This is a genomic window from Paenibacillus mangrovi (assembly GCF_022898935.1).
GTDB lineage: Bacteria > Bacillota > Bacilli > Paenibacillales > Paenibacillaceae > Paenibacillus_AQ > Paenibacillus_AQ mangrovi.
This window is the reverse complement of sequence record NZ_JALIRP010000003.1, coordinates 403,286-418,538: the sequence shown is the minus strand read 5'-3', so window position 1 is coordinate 418,538 and position 15,253 is coordinate 403,286. Positions and strand designations below refer to the sequence as shown.

Sequence of the window (15,253 nt, the reverse complement as noted above, 5' to 3'; positions counted from 1 at the left end):
GCCATGCAGCAGATCAGCTGGATTGAAGCGGCGCCTGGAGTATGGAAGATAAGGACCGGCAGTCCCGTGGGCCTAACCCCTCTCAGCTGTTTGAACCGTCAGCCGAGAATAGAAGCCATGGCTGAGCTGCCGGAGGGTCAGCTGCCATTGCGGCAGGATGAGATCGGGATGAGCGTTTTGCAAGCTGGCGGCAGCTTGCTGTCCCTTCCTCTGGAGCAGGACGAAAAGCTGTACGGCATGGGTCTTCAGTTCATGCGCATGAACCAGCGCGGCAGAACCCGTTATTTGCGCGTGAACAGCGATCCGAAGCAGGACACGGGCGAGACGCATGCCCCCGTACCATTTCTGGTTAGCTCGCGGGGCTATGGCATTCTGGTGGACAGTGCGAGAGCCATCACGTTTTACTGCGGCTCGGCGCTGCGCCAGCAGGAGGATGCAGCGGCACAAGCCCGCGACCGCAACATGGATCGTGGCTGGAAGGCGACGCTCGTCTCGGATCAGCTCGAAATCCGTCTGCCGCAGGATGGCGCGGATGTGTATCTGTTTGGCGGCCCCGGAATGCAGGATGTGGTAAGACGCTACAACCTGTTCTGCGGAGGGGGAGTCCTGCCTCCCCGCTGGGGGCTTGGCTTCTGGCACCGTGTGCCTACGTTGTTCCGGGATGACGAGGTGGAGCGGGAGGCGGCGGAATTCCGGGCCAGGGGCATTCCTTGCGACGTCATCGGACTGGAGCCGGGCTGGCATTCGGCCAGCTATCCCGTCACTTACGAATGGGACGGCGCCCGGTTTCCCAATCCGGCCGGATTCGTTCTCAGAATGAAGGAGGCCGGGTTCGAGGTTAACCTGTGGGAGCATCCGTATATATCCCCGAAGTCGGGACTTTATAACGAAATGCAGCCGCTATCCGGCAATTATTCGGTATGGGGCGGTCTAGCCCCCGACTACACGATGAAGGAAGCGCGCGAGCTGTATGCGGCGCAGCATGACCGTGAGCATGTAAGCCTCGGCATTTCGGGCTACAAGTTGGATGAATGCGACGGCAGCGAGCTGACCCGAAACTCCTGGATGTTTCCCGCGCATGCATCCTTTCCGTCCGGTCACGACGGCGAGCAGATGCGGCAACTGTACGGCCTGCTTCTGCAGGATATGACGGACCGACTTTACCGCGACAAGAATCGGCGCACTTTCGGTCTGGCCCGGGCCTCGAACGCGGGAGCATCTTCTCTTCCGTATGTTTTGTACTCGGATTTGTATGATCACCGCCAGTTCGTCCGTGCGCTATGCAACGCTTCATTTTGCGGCCTGCTCTGGTCTCCGGAGGTCCGAAGGGCCGACAACGCGGAAGACTGGGTCAGACGCATGCAGACGGTATGCTTTACTCCGCTGGCCATGCTGAATGCATGGGGCGACGGCGTCAAGCCGTGGAGCTATCCGGAATCCGAAGCGATCGTCCGTCATTACATTCGCTTGCGGATGCGCCTGCTACCTTATTTGTATACCGTATTCGCAGAATACGAAGCGAAGGGCATCCCGCCCTTTCAGGCAATGCCGCTTGCGCTCTCCGGGGAGAAGCGGGATAAAGAAGCGCCGACCGGAACTTCGGGTAGCGGCGCTTCCGGGAAACACGCGTCTCCGGAAGACTTTGACACAGTGGAGGGTGCCTACGGCAAGCAGTCTGCGCGGGAATGGGATGACCAGTTCTGCATCGGACGCGATCTCCTCGTAGCGCCTTTATTCGCAGGCGAATCGGGCCGCGACGTGCTTCTTCCGGACGGTGCCTGGTACGAGGCCGAGACCGGCGTGCGCCATGAGGGGGGCCGGATCGTGCATGTGGACTATCCGCTGGAGCGGATGCCACTGTTCGTTAGGGAAGGGGCCATGATCCCCATGATGCCTGCAATGGATCATGTTCCTGCCGGGGAAAGCGAGATTCCGGTTGAAATGATCCATTTCGGAACGAAGCCAAGCGAAAGCGTTTTGTATGACGATGACGGATTCAGCTTTGATTTTGAACATAACGGCGGCAGCTGGCGCAGGATCGTGGTCGCCCAAGCTGCAGGCGGCAGCTTCTCGGGCGATGCCGAACCAGGCGGGCCGGGTAGTCGGTATCGCATTACGGGCTGGCGCTTCGGTCAGACCTGCCTGCCGCCTGAATAATATTGCCATATATCAACAGAGGAGGATCAGATCATGAATGAACAAGTATTGAATCCATCCGCCGCGAAAGCGACCCATCATGCGGATACTCCATCCGTTCAAGCTTGGGCGAACGGAATATGGGAACGAATCGAGCAAAAAGTCAGGCGCACCAGCCGCCGAATCGGCGTCAGTTGTCCGCATGCTTCCGTAAACGGCGTATATGATGATATGAGAGTATCCTGGTGGACGGCCGGCTTTTGGCCGGGCATTCTGTGGCAGCTGTCCGCGGACGGCGGTCATGCCGATCTGCGGGCCATTGCCGAGCAGTGCGAGGAGCGTTTGGATGAACCGCTGCATGCGCTGTCCGTGCACCACGACTCGGGCTTTATCTGGCTGCTCTCTTCCGTGGCGAATTACCGCATAACGGGCAACGAACGGTCCAAAGCGCGGGGGCTGATGGCAGCCTCCCAACTGGCCAGCCGCTTTAACCTGAATGGCCGGTATATCCGCGCCTGGCATGACACCGAGAGCCTGAACCGCGCAGGCTGGTCCATCATCGATACGATGATGAATCTGCCGCTGCTGTACTGGGCTTCGGAGACGACTAACGACCCTCGCTTCCGCCATATTGCCGCCGCACATGCGGGTACCGTTCTGGAACATTTCATGCGTCCGGACGGATCCAGCTACCATATTCTTCGCTTCGATGCGGAAACCGGCGAGCTGCTGGGCGCCAATGCCGGTCAGGGACATGCGGAGGATTCGGCTTGGGCCAGAGGCAGCGCCTGGACGATATACGGCATGGTGCTCTCCTATCAGTACACCGGCAATGAAGAGTTTTTGATCGGGGCCAAGCGGGCGGCGCATTTCTTTCTGGCCAACCTGCCGGAGGATTACGTGCCGCATTGGGACTTCCGGGCACCCCGAAACGCGGATACACCGCGGGATACCTCAGCTGGAGCCTGTGCAGCCTGCGGTTTAATCGAGCTGTCAGGCTGCGTGCCGGCAGGAGAAGGCCAAATGTATCTGGAGGCTGCCACGCGCCTCGTCCGCTCGCTCGATGAGCGTTATGGAGCTTGGGACCGGGAGGATGAGGAGGGGCTGCTTTTATCGGGTACCTCGAACCTGCCGGGCGGCGTGCACGTCGATACGCCGCTTATTTACGGCGACTATTTCTTCGTGGAGGCCGTTTCTAAGCTGCGCGGTTCTAAGTGCCGCTTCTGGTAAGGTTTCAACCGCTCCGGAAATCAGGTTACGAGACATAGAAAGGGGACAGCCGATCATGAGAGATCAGATGGATTTGAAGCATGTACAACCCGGCCCGCATGGCCGCAGCCGGGAAGAGAACCTTCTGGACGATCCGCTGCAGGCTTTGAAGGAGGACCCGGGCACGCTTCCTGACGAGGCTCATGAGCAGCGGATTGCCTGGTGGCGGGAAGCGCGGCTTGGCTTGTTTATCCATTGGGGCCCTTACGCGCTGCCGGCGGGCGAATGGAACGGCGAAGAGATCCAAGCCTCGTACAGTGAGCATATCATGCTGCGGGCGCGCATTCCGGTGCAGGAATACGAGGAAATGGCGGAACGGTTTAATCCCACTGCTTTCGATGCGGGGCATTGGGTTCGCACGGCTAAGCGAGCCGGCCTTAAATATATCATTTTTACGGCGAAGCATCATGACGGGTTCGCCATGTACGATTCGAAAGTCTCCGATTACTCCATCGTCAAGCACACGCCTTTCGGCCGGGATCCGCTTCGGGAGTTGGAGGAGGCCTGTCGTGTGGAAGGGATCGTGCTCGGCATTTATTACTCGCACGCGATGGATTGGCATGACCCGGACTCCCAGGGTAACACCTGGGATTATCCCGACAATATCGGCGCATATGACGAGGTGGGAAGCTGGATTCAGGATGAGAGTAAGCGTACGCGCTTTGAGCATTATCTGCACCGCAAATCCCTTCCACAGGTGCGGGAGCTCCTGACCGAGTACGGCAAGGTGGGGCTGATGTGGTTCGATTGCGGCGGCAAGCTGACCCGGGAACAAGGCGAATTGTTCTTCAACACCGTCCATGCGCTCCAGCAGCAATGCCTGGTGAACAGCCGCGTCTGGAAAAGCCCGCTTGGCGATTACGCCAACACCTCGGACAATCAGCTTGAAACGTGGACCATCCGCCAAGATTGGGAAAATATCATTACGCTGAATGATTCCTGGGGTTATAAAAAATCGGATTCGAGCTGGAAGCGGCCGGTATCGATCATCCGCCAAATGATTGACGTGGTCAGCAAAAACGGCAATCTGGTCATCAATGTCGGGCCAACCGCGACGGGGGAATGGGACCCGGTCTCGGAGGAGATCCTGCTTGAAGTGGGAGAATGGCTGAACATCAACGGGGACAGCATATATGGCGCAGGAGCATCTCCGACGGCGAAGCCTTCTTGGGGAAGATGCACGCTGAAGGGTCAGACGCTTTATCTGCATCTTTTTGATGTACCGGCGGATCGGCAGGTGGTGGTTCCGGGACTGCTCAGCCGTGTAAAGAGGGTATATCCCTTAGCAGGAGGGGCTGATCTTGCATTTAAGCGTCTGGGAAATGAGGATCTGATTGTGCTGCTGGATGATCGTAGGCTTCCTGCGGACGGCAAGCCCGTCGTGCTGGCCGTCGAATACGCAGGTCCTGTTACAGGCAATCCGGTACGGCTGCTGCATAGCGGCGATGGAGAGGCCGAGACGTATGAGCTCAGCGTCTTCGATAGCGAGATCAACGGGAGCACTCTCCGTTATGACACCGGCAAAAAGAATCGCGATAATCTCCTGGACTGGATTCATGAACAGGATTACGCTTTCTGGCGTATACGCACCTCGGGACCCTGCTCTTTTGTGGCAAGCCTGGATTACGGCTGCGGTGATGAGGGTGGCGGAAGCATCCGGCTGGAAGCCTCCGGGCATCCGCTGCTTTCAGATGTCCATCCCACTGGGGGGGCCTATGAGTTCCAGCCGTTTGAGCTCGGCGTGCTGTATTTTCCAGAGGCGGGAGAATACCGCCTGGAGCTGCATGCAGAGCGGATCACGGGAACGTACCTCATGCAGCCGCGCAAATTACTGCTGAAGCCGCTTCACGCAGCGATATAAAGATGCACCTTGAACCATGAGCAACCCGTCCGAGAACTCTTGGGCCGGGTTGTTTTCATTTGCAGCCCATAACCGAAGGTCAATCGCTAGTCAAAACGTTATTTTCTGTGGCGTCTTTCTCAGGACTCGCAGGCGGCAGAATGGACGCCTACTGGGAATTCAGCCATGGCATTTACGAATGGATGGCTGGGGCACTGCTGATCGAGGAAGCGGGAGGAAGCTTGCCGGCTATCGACGGAAAGCCGTTTACCTGGGGAAACTCCGGGATTATAGCAGGTCATGAACAGTTGCGGGCGGAAATAGCGAAAATCCTTGCCCAATAAAGTTGCCCGGCACTTGGAAGAGTGCTGTATCATAACGGCCTGCATGCGGGCCAGATTGCATTCTTCCGCAAGTTTATTTCATGACGTGACCTTCCCTGGAGAACATCGAAATCGAGCTCCGATCTGTTATAATAGGTGGACTTAGATGGAAGGGATCGATGCAATTATGGAATATACACCTCAGCAGGTGGCCGAATGGATGGTTCAGGAGATCAGATTTAAGGGCAATCTGTATCAAACAGATGCCATCCAATATGTACGTGAGCATTTCGGCGAAGAATTTGTTTTTGTGAATGAGAATGGGAACGCCTCGCTGTCCAAGGAAGTAAAAAAGGCATTCCGCAAGCTGCACGGCGGCCGGATCGCCTGGGACCGCGATAGCTTTATGTGGGCATGGACGTAAGATCGCGGGCATGAGGATAGCCGAGCTGTTCTCCATGATTGAGATGTCCGGCAACTGGTGGACGTACTAAGCGGTAGTAATGGGTTTTTGCGCATGTAAAAGAAGGCAGGGAGATCAGCTCCCAGCCTTCTTTTTTTAAGACTTTTTTATCCAACCAATCATAAACGATCGTGATCATGAACGCGAACTCGATCTGGAATGACTACCAGTTCTCGCTCTTTTTCCTGCAAAAGCCCGACTCGCGCACCATTACGGTCGCATTGTCCAGACTTTTCGGGGAGAACAGCGCGCAAATCGGCTGGATTGCCGCCGGCACGGTCATGGCTGCGATTCCGAGCATACTCGTATAACATTTTGCTACAAAAGTATTTCGTCGACGGGATTGCCGCCGGCTCGCTCAAAGGATGAATTTGGCGCTGTTGCAACTTCGAGAATTTGGGGACCGGGAATGAGAGAGCAACATTACGATATCGCCCTCATGATATAACAATACTGTATTCAAGTAGACAAGGAGATGAGGGCATGTTGAAAGGTAAAATCGCTTTAGTAACCGGTGCAAGCCGGGGGATTGGCCGCGGCATAGCGCTGCGGTTGGCACGGGACGGCGCCTTGGTCGCGGTTCATTATGGAAGAAGACAAAACGAAGCAGAGGAAGTCGTCCGGAAAATTGAGCAAAATGGAGGTTCCGCGTTTTCGATCGGCGCCGATTTTAGCACGCTTAAGGGGATTGGCGATTTATATGCGACATTGGACGAGAAGCTTCGGAAACGCACAGGCAATAACCGTTTTGATATTCTTGTGAATAATGCCGGAATCGGGCAAATTCTCACACTGGAAGAGGCAACGGAAGATTCCTTTGACGAGGTGATGAATACGAACGTCAAGGCGCCATTTTTCGTGATCCAACAGGCTTTGCCGCGTCTGACGGATGGGGGGCGAATTATCAACCTTTCATCTTTTGTTACGCGGGCGGCTTCTCCGAGTGTATTCGCATATAGCATGTCAAAAGGAGCGATCAACACGCTTACTCTTGCCTTGGCCCAGCAGCTTGGAAGCCGCCATATTACGGTGAACGCGATCCTGCCTGGCATCATCAATACGGAGATGAACGCCGGAACGCTGCAAAATCCCGCTGGGCGTAACTCCGCCGCCGGACTTTCAACATTCAACAGATGGGGAGAGCCTGAAGATGTGGCGGATGTGGCCGCTTTTCTAGCATCATCGGATAGCCGCTGGGTGACCGGTCAATTGATCGATGCAAGCGGCGGCTCTCATCTGTAAACAAACAAAGCCGGGAACCCGGATTTAGGGCCATCCGGTATTCATTGATTGGGCCATCCTGCATCAGTTGTGAACATTTCAGTTGGGAAAGGGACGAAATCCGCATAATCGGATCCAGAGATCCGGGGCTTTTGGCCCCGGTTTTTGTGCGGATTGGAATCATGCGAACCCTCATGGAATCTTCATTTGAATCCCATAGGAATGGATAAACCGGCTTGTTCCTTTACCCAAAATCGCACCTTAGTGCATGAGATACTTCCAGATCAGCCAGCAGATCAGCACGGATAACCACGATATGAAGCCGAAGATCATGACGATTTTGTTCTCGCTCCATCCGTATTTGAGGCTGAAGTGGAAATGGATCGGGGCCATCCGGAAAAGACGGAGCCTGGTCCGTTTGTAATACCATACCTGTAAAATGACCGACAGCTGTTCTGCCAGATACACGAAAAACAGGATCGGAATCAGAATCTCAACCTTTTCAATCACCGCCAAAATGGACAAGGAGCCCCCAATGGCCAGCGAACCGGTATCGCCCATAAAGGCTCTGGCCGGATAAATATTGTACAGAAAAAGGCCCAGCAGACAGCCGATCATCACAAGCGAGAAAGTCTGTACTTCCGGTTTGTCTGATATCATGAAAAAGAAAAAATATGTAGGAATCGCCACGTTAATCAGCAGTCCGTCCAAACCGTCCGTGAAATTAATGGCATTGGCCGAGCCAACCACGAACAGCAGCATAACCGCCACGTACACATAAACGGGCAGATGCAGCTGGAACCCCTGGAATAACGTGATATCGCTGGTCAATCCGAAGTAGTGGATCAGTGCGTACAATATGGCGCCCGTAAAAATGAATTGAAGCACCAGCTTCATACGCCCGGAGATGCCGGAGGGATCCTGCCAGGCGGCTTTTTTGAAATCATCCAGAAAACCGATGGAGCTGAACAGCAAAAAGGTAACGCACAGCAGCAGCATCAGCGGAACCGGATGGAACTGCAGAGAGGTTGCTACGCCAATCATCAGAATGAGCCCAGCCATCAGCGGGGTTCCGCGTTTCGCCTGATGATCTGCCGGAAGCTCTGAGCGGATCGGCTGCGTCAGCCTCATTCTTCGCAGCGCCCAGATGAGCATGGGCATAAGCACTGCCACAAGCAAAAAGGATAAGCCGGATATGACCATCATTTCATACATGTGAAAACACCCTTTATCTTCATATTGGTTGATTTTATTGTCTTATTATAATTAATTCGTTTCTCTGGACAAACATTCCTTTTGTATGTGAAATATGGAATTGATTTGTCTTGGGCAAGTCAAACAGCCTGCTTACACGTCTGTGACGGTAAACAGGCTGTTGATTCCTTTTTTCACATAATTGCGGTCTGCGAGCGGTTCCTGAACATCCGGCTTCCAGATCTTCGGCGAATCGGTGAGAGAGGATAGCTTTTTGCCGTACCAGCTCTCGACAGTGCTCCGCTCGACTGAATAGGTCCGGTCATCGAATTTGAAGCGGATCTGCTTCAGATTGTCGATCAGCGCAAAGGCGGCGGTGGCATTGTAGATGAGGGAGCGTTCAAGATCTTCCGTGTCCAGATCGGCTGTTTCAGCATGATAGATAATGTCTGCGGTCAAGCTGTCCGGATGCAGCTCCATCGTGCTTCGAACCTCGTTTAGCGGTAGGGTGTGCATAAGGTTAGACAAATTGCTGGCATTGCCCATGTATTTGTTCTGGTATTTCATAATGCTTTGCAGATCATGCGTTAGCGGACTTTGCTGCTCGGCTGCATAAACTTGCTTTTGACGGTCCCACTGAGGCAGGACGATGCCCTGAATCGCGGAAAAAAGCAAAATGCCGGCCGCTGCAAGCAGCAGGATTGTTTTATTTTTAGTCCACATGGTTTTCACCTGCCTCATGTTTCATTTTCAGCCGGAGAGAGGCATTAAAGAGCAGCGGAATCACAATAGTGACGAGCGGCCATACATAATTCGCTGCAAGCACGCCAAATTGGTAGGGCCCCGAAATATGCAGCGGCCTGCCGAACCAAATATTGCTGCCCATATGAATCGCCGTCGTGGACATCGTCATCGCCATTACGAAAATCCCCCAAATAATCCACGCCAGGTTACGCTTATATACTCCGGATGTATAATCAAAACTTGCTGTCTTAGAATCGGCCCCGGTAGCAGAACCGCGGACAATTATGTAAATGATGCCAAGTACAACTGCGATGAGAGGGAGCAGAAGACTGAGATTCTCCGCAACCCGGAAGAGCTGCATTGGAATCGTGACGATCCAGGCGATCAGGAAGTACAGCAGGGCTGTCTGCAGCAGTTCAGTCCGATATTTAGCAACGTCATAGGAGGCTTGTTCCTCAACTAATCCCTTGACGCTCGTTATATTAGCTTTGGCCACTTCCACAGCCAGATCGTATTCCATCCCCTCTGTGGTCAGATCTGCAACCTTGGCCTCCAGATTGCTCAGGATTTCAGCTTTTAATTCCCGCACCTGCCGGGTAGGCTTATATCCCGCGAATAAACTTTCCACGTGCTCCTGTAACGGACTCAATTCGATTCCTCCCTGGATTCAATCAGCTGATCAATCAGCCTTTTAGCGATTTTCCAAGCCTCAACGCTGTTATGGTATGCGTCTATTCCCTGAGGTGTAACCGTATAGTATTTCCGGCGGCCACCCTGGCTTTCGTCCCCCCAGTAGGATGTAATGTATCCTTGGGATTCCAGCCTCTTCAGACTGGTATAAAGCGAAGGCTCCTTAAGCTCGTATTGGCCTTGGCTGTATTTAGATATGGATTTGATGATTTCATAGCCATAATTGTCGCCCTCACACAAAATGCGGAGGATAATCGAATCAATATGGCCTCGGATCAGGTCACTGCTGATGCTGCTTTCTCCCACTCGCTTTCACCTCGTGAATATAATGTATCACATATTACTATGTATGACAATGTAATACTTAAAACAAGGGTTTCGTCTTGCCGATATATGCTAACGTGGTGTCTCTCTTATTTTGGGAAATAGAACTTTATTCACCTAAAAATAGGGAATTATTCTCTTCTTCTGATCCGCGCTACCGCATATGATGAAAAGGTCTTATCTATAACTCTGTTAGGAATCATACTTAGGAGGTGCAGCTATAGCTATGTCGCTGCTTCGCAAGCTTATTACGATCATATCCGCCGTTATTATTGCAGGCGCTTCGTTGCTGGGTGCGCTGCCCGGCCAAGCCGCCGCGGCTTCGGATCCTTTTGCCGCGTATCACAAGGTGTTCAAGAAAGGGCCAACGATCCCTAATCTGGATACACACTATGTACCGCAAGGGATGACGTATTATCCGGCCAAGAACTGGATTCTGATCTCTTATTACTACCATAATAAAAGCAATGATTCCCTCGTGAAGGACAGCCTGATCGCCGTCGTGGACGCAGGGAGCGGTAAGTTCGTCAAGAATGTATACCTGTCGGACGAGAAGCAATCCGGAGGCATCTCTCACAGTGGCCATGTAGGCGGCATGGGTGTATCCAAGAGCTACCTCTGGATCGCCTCCTCAGCAAGTACTGCTGATACACAATACAACATGCTGCGCTATAAGCTGAGCGATGTGTCGGCCGCCAAGAACAACAGCCATCTGAAATTGAACAAAGGCTACAAGCTCAAGGCTTCCTCCTACGCGACAGTGGCAGATGGAGACTTGTACGTCGGCAAGTTCGATGAGAAGAACAGCTCCTACTTGTACCGCTACGACCTGAACAGCTCCGAAAATCCTTCGGCCAGCCCGATCGCCACTTACAAAACGCCGGCCAAGGTTCAAGGGGTTGCCGTCACCGGCAGCAACCTGATTTTCTCTGCATCATACGGACGGAATAATCCGGGATACCTCTATATCTATACGAAGGCTGCTTCACCCAAGCTGAAGAAAACGATGAAGATTCCGAATATGTCCGAGGATCTTGCGATCATAAACGGCAATCTGTACATCAACTTCGAGTCGGGAGCAAAGTATTATAGCAATTCGAGCTATGTCAAAAAGACGCTGTCCTATGCCAAGCTGAGTTCTGTTCTGTAGACACACAAGCGAAACCCACCGTAAATAGGCCTGATAGCCTGACGGTGGGTTTCGTTTATTTCGCTTATTTTCGTGTTACGGTATGGGCTTCGAAACACGCTATGCCTTTGGTTATTGCAGTATTTTAAGTGGCCTTAATAAGACTTTCCTCAGGAGCCGAATCCTTCTCCTCGGATGCCTCACCCTGCCACAGCAGCTGCATCTCGGAGCTGGTCGCAAGCAGATCGGACAAGGTGCCTTCCGCCTCAATGCGGCCGTCCTTCATCACGATGATATGATCGGCTTGCGCCAGTGCCGCTTTGCGGTGGGATACGGCGATACAGGTGACATCCCGCTCTTCGAAAAGCCGTTCCCAGAGCTGTTTTTCCGTTTCCACATCCAGTGCGCTCGACAGATCGTCGAAGATGAACAGATCCGACTCCGTCATCATCATCCGCGCCGTGGCGGCGCGCTGAATCTGACCGCCTGACAGCATAACCCCTCTTGGGCCTACAAAGGTGTCGAGGCCTTTCTCCAGATCCTCAATATCTTTCTCCATGACAGCCAAACGAATCGCCCTTGCGAGTGCATCATCATCAGCTGGACTCCCCTGAATGATGTTTTCCCGGAGCGTATCGCTGAACAGCCGCGGTACCTGCGGCGTATAGGCCGCTCTTGGCGGAATGAGGAATGACGCTGGATCCACCTTGCTGCCGTTCCAGTGCACAGATCCGTCCGAAATCGGAAGCAGTCCGAGCAGCGCCCGCACCAGCGTGGACTTGCCGGAGCCAATCCGACCGGTAATGACTAAGAATTTGCCGCGTTCCAGCGCAAAGCTCACATCGGAAATTCCATTTTCAGAATTCGGATAGGAGTAGGAGAGCCCTTTGGCTTCAAGCGTTTGAAGCTGCTCTTTGGGATCTTTCCGGATGACCGGCGGCTCTGGTGGTTCCCCGTAAAGATGGGTTTCGCTGAACTCCATGATGCGGTCCTGTTCGCCGGGACGGAAGAGGATGCTCATCCGGTCGAGGGATACTTTTAAGCGCTTATGCTGGAACACCATATATCCGAACATCGAAATGCTGAAGCCGATATTCGTCAGATACGAAGTGAAGAGAGCAAAGTTGCCAACAGTAAAATGGCCTGCCTTCATCTCCGAGGCGCACATTAGCAGAATGATACCGGTACAGATACTTAACACATGCTGGTTGAGTGAACGCATCCACTGCTTGAACAAATTGTCCTTCAGTGCCGCTTGTCGGCGGGATTCGTTCAGCTGCACAAACCGCTTATGGACATGCTCTTCGGCCTGACCCAGTTTAAGCGACTGCACGGCGCCGAAGGATTCGGCGATAAAGCTGGTGATGCGCCCTGTCGCTTCACGGTTTTGCTGGCCGTAGCGTCTTGCGCGGTTGCCCGAAAGATTGTTCAGCAGCGTCACTGCGACCATCGGAAGAAGAGCAACCAGGGTGATCTGCCAATTGATCTTTGCCATGATGACCAGAGAGATCACAGCAAAAGCGAACCGTCCCCAGAAATCGACCCAGGATTCCACGTATTCGACGACCTCATCCACGTCCTCGCGGAACCGGCTGACCGCTTCCCCCGAGGAAGCAGGAAGATTGCGGCCAGGCCAGCGCATAATGCCTTTGAGCATATTGGTGCGCAGAATGGCCTGGATATCGTAAATGTAAGTGACCCATTTGAAAAACGCCCAGAAAAAGACGCCTACCCGCGATACCCTTACGAGTGCGATAAAAATCAAAGGGACAGCGAGCCACAAATAGTTATGCGACTGGCTCGCCGCTACTCTGTCAAAGAACCAATTCATACCAAGCCCAAGGAGCAGCGGCATGGAGTGGAACAAGCACCAGAGCAGGCCGTTCACGATAAAAAGCGATATGTTATAAGTAAACAGGAGTTGTATAAATCGGGATACGGTCATGCCAAATCCTCCTCTCTGCCTGTAATCAGAAGCTGAGCGTAATGGGAGGAAGGGGTTTTAGCCAGTACCTCCCTCTCGCCAAATTCAAGAATTTTCCCATCTCCAAGCACCATAATGTGATCGACCTGCTCCAGCGTAGAGAGCCGGTGTGCGATGACAATGCCTGTGCATTTCATCATGAGCTGGTCTACGGCGGACTGCAGCATGGCTTCGGTAGCCGCATCGAGGCGCGATGATGGTTCATCGAGGATCACCAGACTTGGCTGGGTCAGGAATACGCGCGTCAGAGCAAACAGCTGGGCCTCGCCAGCGGAGAGGGAGGCGCCGCCTGCCTTCAGATGCGTATTCAGGCCTTCAGGCAGCGAATCGATCCACTGCTTCAGCCCGAGTCGTCCGGTCGTTTCGAGGATATAATCGTCCGAAATGCTGCCGTCAAACAGCGTAAGATTATCGCGGAGCGTGCCGTCAAACAGTTGCACATCCTGCGTTACCATGCCTACCCGGCGGTACAAGGCCTCAAGCTTTAAATCCTGGATGTCCGTTCCTCCGACGCGGATGACGCCGCTGTTGATATTGTAAAGCCGGAGCAGGACGCGGCTGAGGCTGGATTTGCCGCTGCCGGTGCGTCCGATGATGCCCAGTCTTTCGCCAGGGCGGACCATGAACGTAATGTCATGCAGCACCGGCTTATCCGGATTGTAGCTAAAGTTCACATGATCGAACTCTAGACCAAGCGCCCCCTCCGGCAGTACCGTTTCGTTTCCATCTACGATTTCACTGCGGTTTGCGAGCAGTTCCTGGGAGCGCATCATGCCGGATTTGGCCTTCTGAAATTCCTGTACCTGATCGCCGAGCTGCTCGATCGGATCGTTCAGCATCTGCGTGTATTGATAGATCAGATAAAGCGTCCCCAGCGTGATTTGGCTGGTCAAATAATAATGAACGCCGAGCAGCAGTACGGCCGTGACAGCGATTGCAAAGAAAACGACAGTCGTATTCCATGGAATAACGCGCAGCATCCAGGCCTTGCGTCCTTTCAGGAACACGTTTCGCATCGCACGGTAGAAACGGTTCATGACATACGGCACATTGCCGTTGGCCTGAACATCTTCGATTCCTGCGATCCGTTCCTCGATGAAGCCGAACAGAGCCGCGCTTGCGCCGCGTTCGTCTTTGGAGGACTTAACACCAAGATCACGGATGAATACCATGGCGCCGATGGAGGCGAGCGTAAATACGGTCATCACCGTAGCAATCGGCCAATTAATGGTGAACATAAAGCCCAGAATACCGGCTAGAAGGACAAAGCTGCCGATGACTTTGATGATGAACATGGCGAAAAAGTTCGACATGTTCGTTACGTCGCCATCGATTCGCTCAATCATTTCGCCGGGCGTTTTTAGATTGTGAAACCGCATATCCAGGCGGAGACAGTGCTTCAAGAGATCGCCGCGGAGCTGATTCGTGGTGCGCCAGGATACGTCATTTCCGAGATAACTAATCGCTACCGTCAGGAGCTGGTTGAAGACGGCAAATACTAGGTAAATTCCGGCCAGCACCAGCAATTTGGAGACGATGCCGTTCTCTGCAGCCGTATCGATGAAGCGCTGGATAATCTGCGGATTCACGAGCTGGGCCGCGGTGGAAGCGAGCAGCAGAATGAGCAGAATGAGCAGCCGGCCTTTGACCGGACGCAGATACCTGAGGAGCCATGACATCGATGGCTTGTTAGGTTGTTGCATGTGAAAACCCCCAATCCCAAAACCAAACAAGTATGTATTTAAAGCTTCATATTTATCGCGATCTGGACGCAACCCGTTTAATTGACCAGATGCAAATAATATCCATCATACAATAATTTGGAAGCGATTCAAGATAAAGTTTAATTATAAAGAAATTATTACACCATACCCAATAGGCTCTATCTTTCCTCCAAGTTCATATTCAGTTCATATTTGCAGATTAATCTAAGTTC

At 53.3% G+C, this 15,253-nt stretch carries 15 protein-coding genes; 8 read left to right on the top strand and 7 right to left on the bottom strand.

Annotated elements, in window-relative coordinates; translation table 11 throughout:
- Positions 1–3 precede the first annotated feature (3 nt).
- The 5 genes from MUG84_RS10035 (at position 4) to MUG84_RS10015 (ending at position 5,992) form a co-directional block, all read left to right on the top strand.
- Entirely contained in the window at positions 4–2,157 is a 2,154-nt protein-coding gene (locus MUG84_RS10035) for a glycoside hydrolase family 31 protein (protein ID WP_244724612.1), read from the top strand.
- A gap of 33 nt (positions 2,158–2,190) precedes the next feature.
- Positions 2,191–3,366 (top strand): glycoside hydrolase family 88 protein, encoded by a 1,176-nt coding sequence (locus tag MUG84_RS10030; RefSeq protein ID WP_244724609.1) that lies wholly within the window; start codon positions 2,191–2,193, stop codon positions 3,364–3,366.
- A gap of 55 nt (positions 3,367–3,421) precedes the next feature.
- Positions 3,422–5,266, top strand: coding sequence for an alpha-L-fucosidase (locus MUG84_RS10025; RefSeq protein ID WP_244724607.1), 1,845 nt, complete (start codon positions 3,422–3,424; stop codon positions 5,264–5,266).
- A gap of 59 nt (positions 5,267–5,325) precedes the next feature.
- Entirely contained in the window at positions 5,326–5,589 is a 264-nt protein-coding gene (locus MUG84_RS10020) for an inositol monophosphatase family protein (RefSeq protein WP_280521258.1), read from the top strand.
- Between the two features lie 166 nt (positions 5,590–5,755).
- Positions 5,756–5,992 (top strand): DUF6953 family protein, encoded by a 237-nt coding sequence (locus tag MUG84_RS10015; protein ID WP_244724952.1) that lies wholly within the window; start codon positions 5,756–5,758, stop codon positions 5,990–5,992.
- On the opposite strand, the gene MUG84_RS10010 is transcribed toward MUG84_RS10015, so the two are convergent.
- Positions 5,973–6,170 carry a hypothetical protein gene (locus tag MUG84_RS10010; protein ID WP_244724605.1) on the bottom strand — a complete coding sequence of 66 codons (198 nt, stop codon included), beginning with the start codon at positions 6,168–6,170 and terminating at the stop codon, positions 5,973–5,975. The genes MUG84_RS10015 and MUG84_RS10010 overlap by 20 nt on opposite strands.
- On the opposite strand from MUG84_RS10010, the gene MUG84_RS10005 reads away from it, so the two are divergent.
- Both MUG84_RS10005 and MUG84_RS10000 read left to right on the top strand, forming a co-directional pair.
- Positions 6,169–6,342, top strand: a complete 174-nt coding sequence (locus MUG84_RS10005) for a hypothetical protein (RefSeq protein ID WP_244724603.1) — start codon at positions 6,169–6,171, stop codon at positions 6,340–6,342. The genes MUG84_RS10010 and MUG84_RS10005 overlap by 2 nt on opposite strands.
- A 172-nt stretch (positions 6,343–6,514) precedes the next feature.
- Complete coding sequence (locus tag MUG84_RS10000) at positions 6,515–7,273, top strand: SDR family oxidoreductase (RefSeq protein WP_244724591.1); 759 nt, start codon at positions 6,515–6,517, stop codon at positions 7,271–7,273.
- 240 nt (positions 7,274–7,513) lie between these two features.
- On the opposite strand, the gene mraY is transcribed toward MUG84_RS10000, so the two are convergent.
- From mraY to MUG84_RS09980, 4 genes are all read right to left on the bottom strand, one after another.
- Positions 7,514–8,467 carry a phospho-N-acetylmuramoyl-pentapeptide-transferase gene (gene mraY / locus MUG84_RS09995; protein ID WP_244724588.1) on the bottom strand — a complete coding sequence of 318 codons (954 nt, stop codon included), beginning with the start codon at positions 8,465–8,467 and terminating at the stop codon, positions 7,514–7,516.
- A 132-nt stretch (positions 8,468–8,599) separates the two neighbouring features.
- Entirely contained in the window at positions 8,600–9,169 is a 570-nt protein-coding gene (locus tag MUG84_RS09990) for a DUF4825 domain-containing protein (RefSeq protein ID WP_244724586.1), read from the bottom strand.
- On the bottom strand, positions 9,159–9,839 hold the full coding sequence (locus MUG84_RS09985) for a permease prefix domain 1-containing protein (RefSeq protein WP_244724584.1): 681 nt from the start codon (positions 9,837–9,839) through the stop codon (positions 9,159–9,161). The genes MUG84_RS09990 and MUG84_RS09985 overlap by 11 nt, the downstream gene beginning before the upstream one ends.
- A complete protein-coding gene (locus MUG84_RS09980; protein ID WP_244724582.1) occupies positions 9,836–10,186 on the bottom strand; it encodes a PadR family transcriptional regulator in 351 nt (116 codons plus the stop codon). Before MUG84_RS09980 ends, MUG84_RS09985 begins: the two co-directional genes overlap by 4 nt.
- Positions 10,187–10,430: 244 nt before the next feature.
- On the opposite strand from MUG84_RS09980, the gene MUG84_RS09975 reads away from it, so the two are divergent.
- Complete coding sequence (locus MUG84_RS09975) at positions 10,431–11,354, top strand: hypothetical protein (RefSeq protein WP_244724577.1); 924 nt, start codon at positions 10,431–10,433, stop codon at positions 11,352–11,354.
- A 124-nt stretch (positions 11,355–11,478) separates the two neighbouring features.
- On the opposite strand, the gene MUG84_RS09970 is transcribed toward MUG84_RS09975, so the two are convergent.
- Together MUG84_RS09970 and MUG84_RS09965 are read right to left on the bottom strand one after the other, a co-directional pair.
- The gene (locus tag MUG84_RS09970) at positions 11,479–13,278 is read right to left on the bottom strand and encodes an ABC transporter ATP-binding protein (protein WP_244724574.1); all 1,800 of its coding nucleotides are present in this window, start codon (positions 13,276–13,278) and stop codon (positions 11,479–11,481) included.
- Complete coding sequence (locus MUG84_RS09965; RefSeq protein WP_244724570.1) at positions 13,275–15,020, bottom strand: ABC transporter ATP-binding protein; 1,746 nt, start codon at positions 15,018–15,020, stop codon at positions 13,275–13,277. Before MUG84_RS09965 ends, MUG84_RS09970 begins: the two co-directional genes overlap by 4 nt.
- Positions 15,021–15,253: the final 233 nt, after the last annotated feature.

Excerpts from the sequence above, each read along its gene's own strand:
- MUG84_RS10035 (WP_244724612.1), top strand. The coding sequence starts at position 4 with ATGCAGCAGATCAGCTGGATTGAAGCGGCGCCTGGAGTATGGAAGATA.
- MUG84_RS10030 (WP_244724609.1), top strand. The coding sequence starts at position 2,191 with ATGAATGAACAAGTATTGAATCCATCCGCCGCGAAAGCGACCCATCAT.
- MUG84_RS10025 (WP_244724607.1), top strand. The coding sequence starts at position 3,422 with ATGAGAGATCAGATGGATTTGAAGCATGTACAACCCGGCCCGCATGGC.
- MUG84_RS10015 (WP_244724952.1), top strand. The coding sequence starts at position 5,756 with ATGGAATATACACCTCAGCAGGTGGCCGAATGGATGGTTCAGGAGATC.
- MUG84_RS10005 (WP_244724603.1), top strand. The coding sequence starts at position 6,169 with ATGAACGCGAACTCGATCTGGAATGACTACCAGTTCTCGCTCTTTTTC.
- MUG84_RS10010 (WP_244724605.1), bottom strand. The coding sequence starts at position 6,170 with ATGATCACGATCGTTTATGATTGGTTGGATAAAAAAGTCTTAAAAAAA.
- MUG84_RS10000 (WP_244724591.1), top strand. The coding sequence starts at position 6,515 with ATGTTGAAAGGTAAAATCGCTTTAGTAACCGGTGCAAGCCGGGGGATT.
- mraY (WP_244724588.1), bottom strand. The coding sequence starts at position 8,467 with ATGTATGAAATGATGGTCATATCCGGCTTATCCTTTTTGCTTGTGGCA.
- MUG84_RS09990 (WP_244724586.1), bottom strand. The coding sequence starts at position 9,169 with ATGTGGACTAAAAATAAAACAATCCTGCTGCTTGCAGCGGCCGGCATT.
- MUG84_RS09975 (WP_244724577.1), top strand. The coding sequence starts at position 10,431 with ATGTCGCTGCTTCGCAAGCTTATTACGATCATATCCGCCGTTATTATT.
- MUG84_RS09970 (WP_244724574.1), bottom strand. The coding sequence starts at position 13,278 with ATGACCGTATCCCGATTTATACAACTCCTGTTTACTTATAACATATCG.
- MUG84_RS09965 (WP_244724570.1), bottom strand. The coding sequence starts at position 15,020 with ATGCAACAACCTAACAAGCCATCGATGTCATGGCTCCTCAGGTATCTG.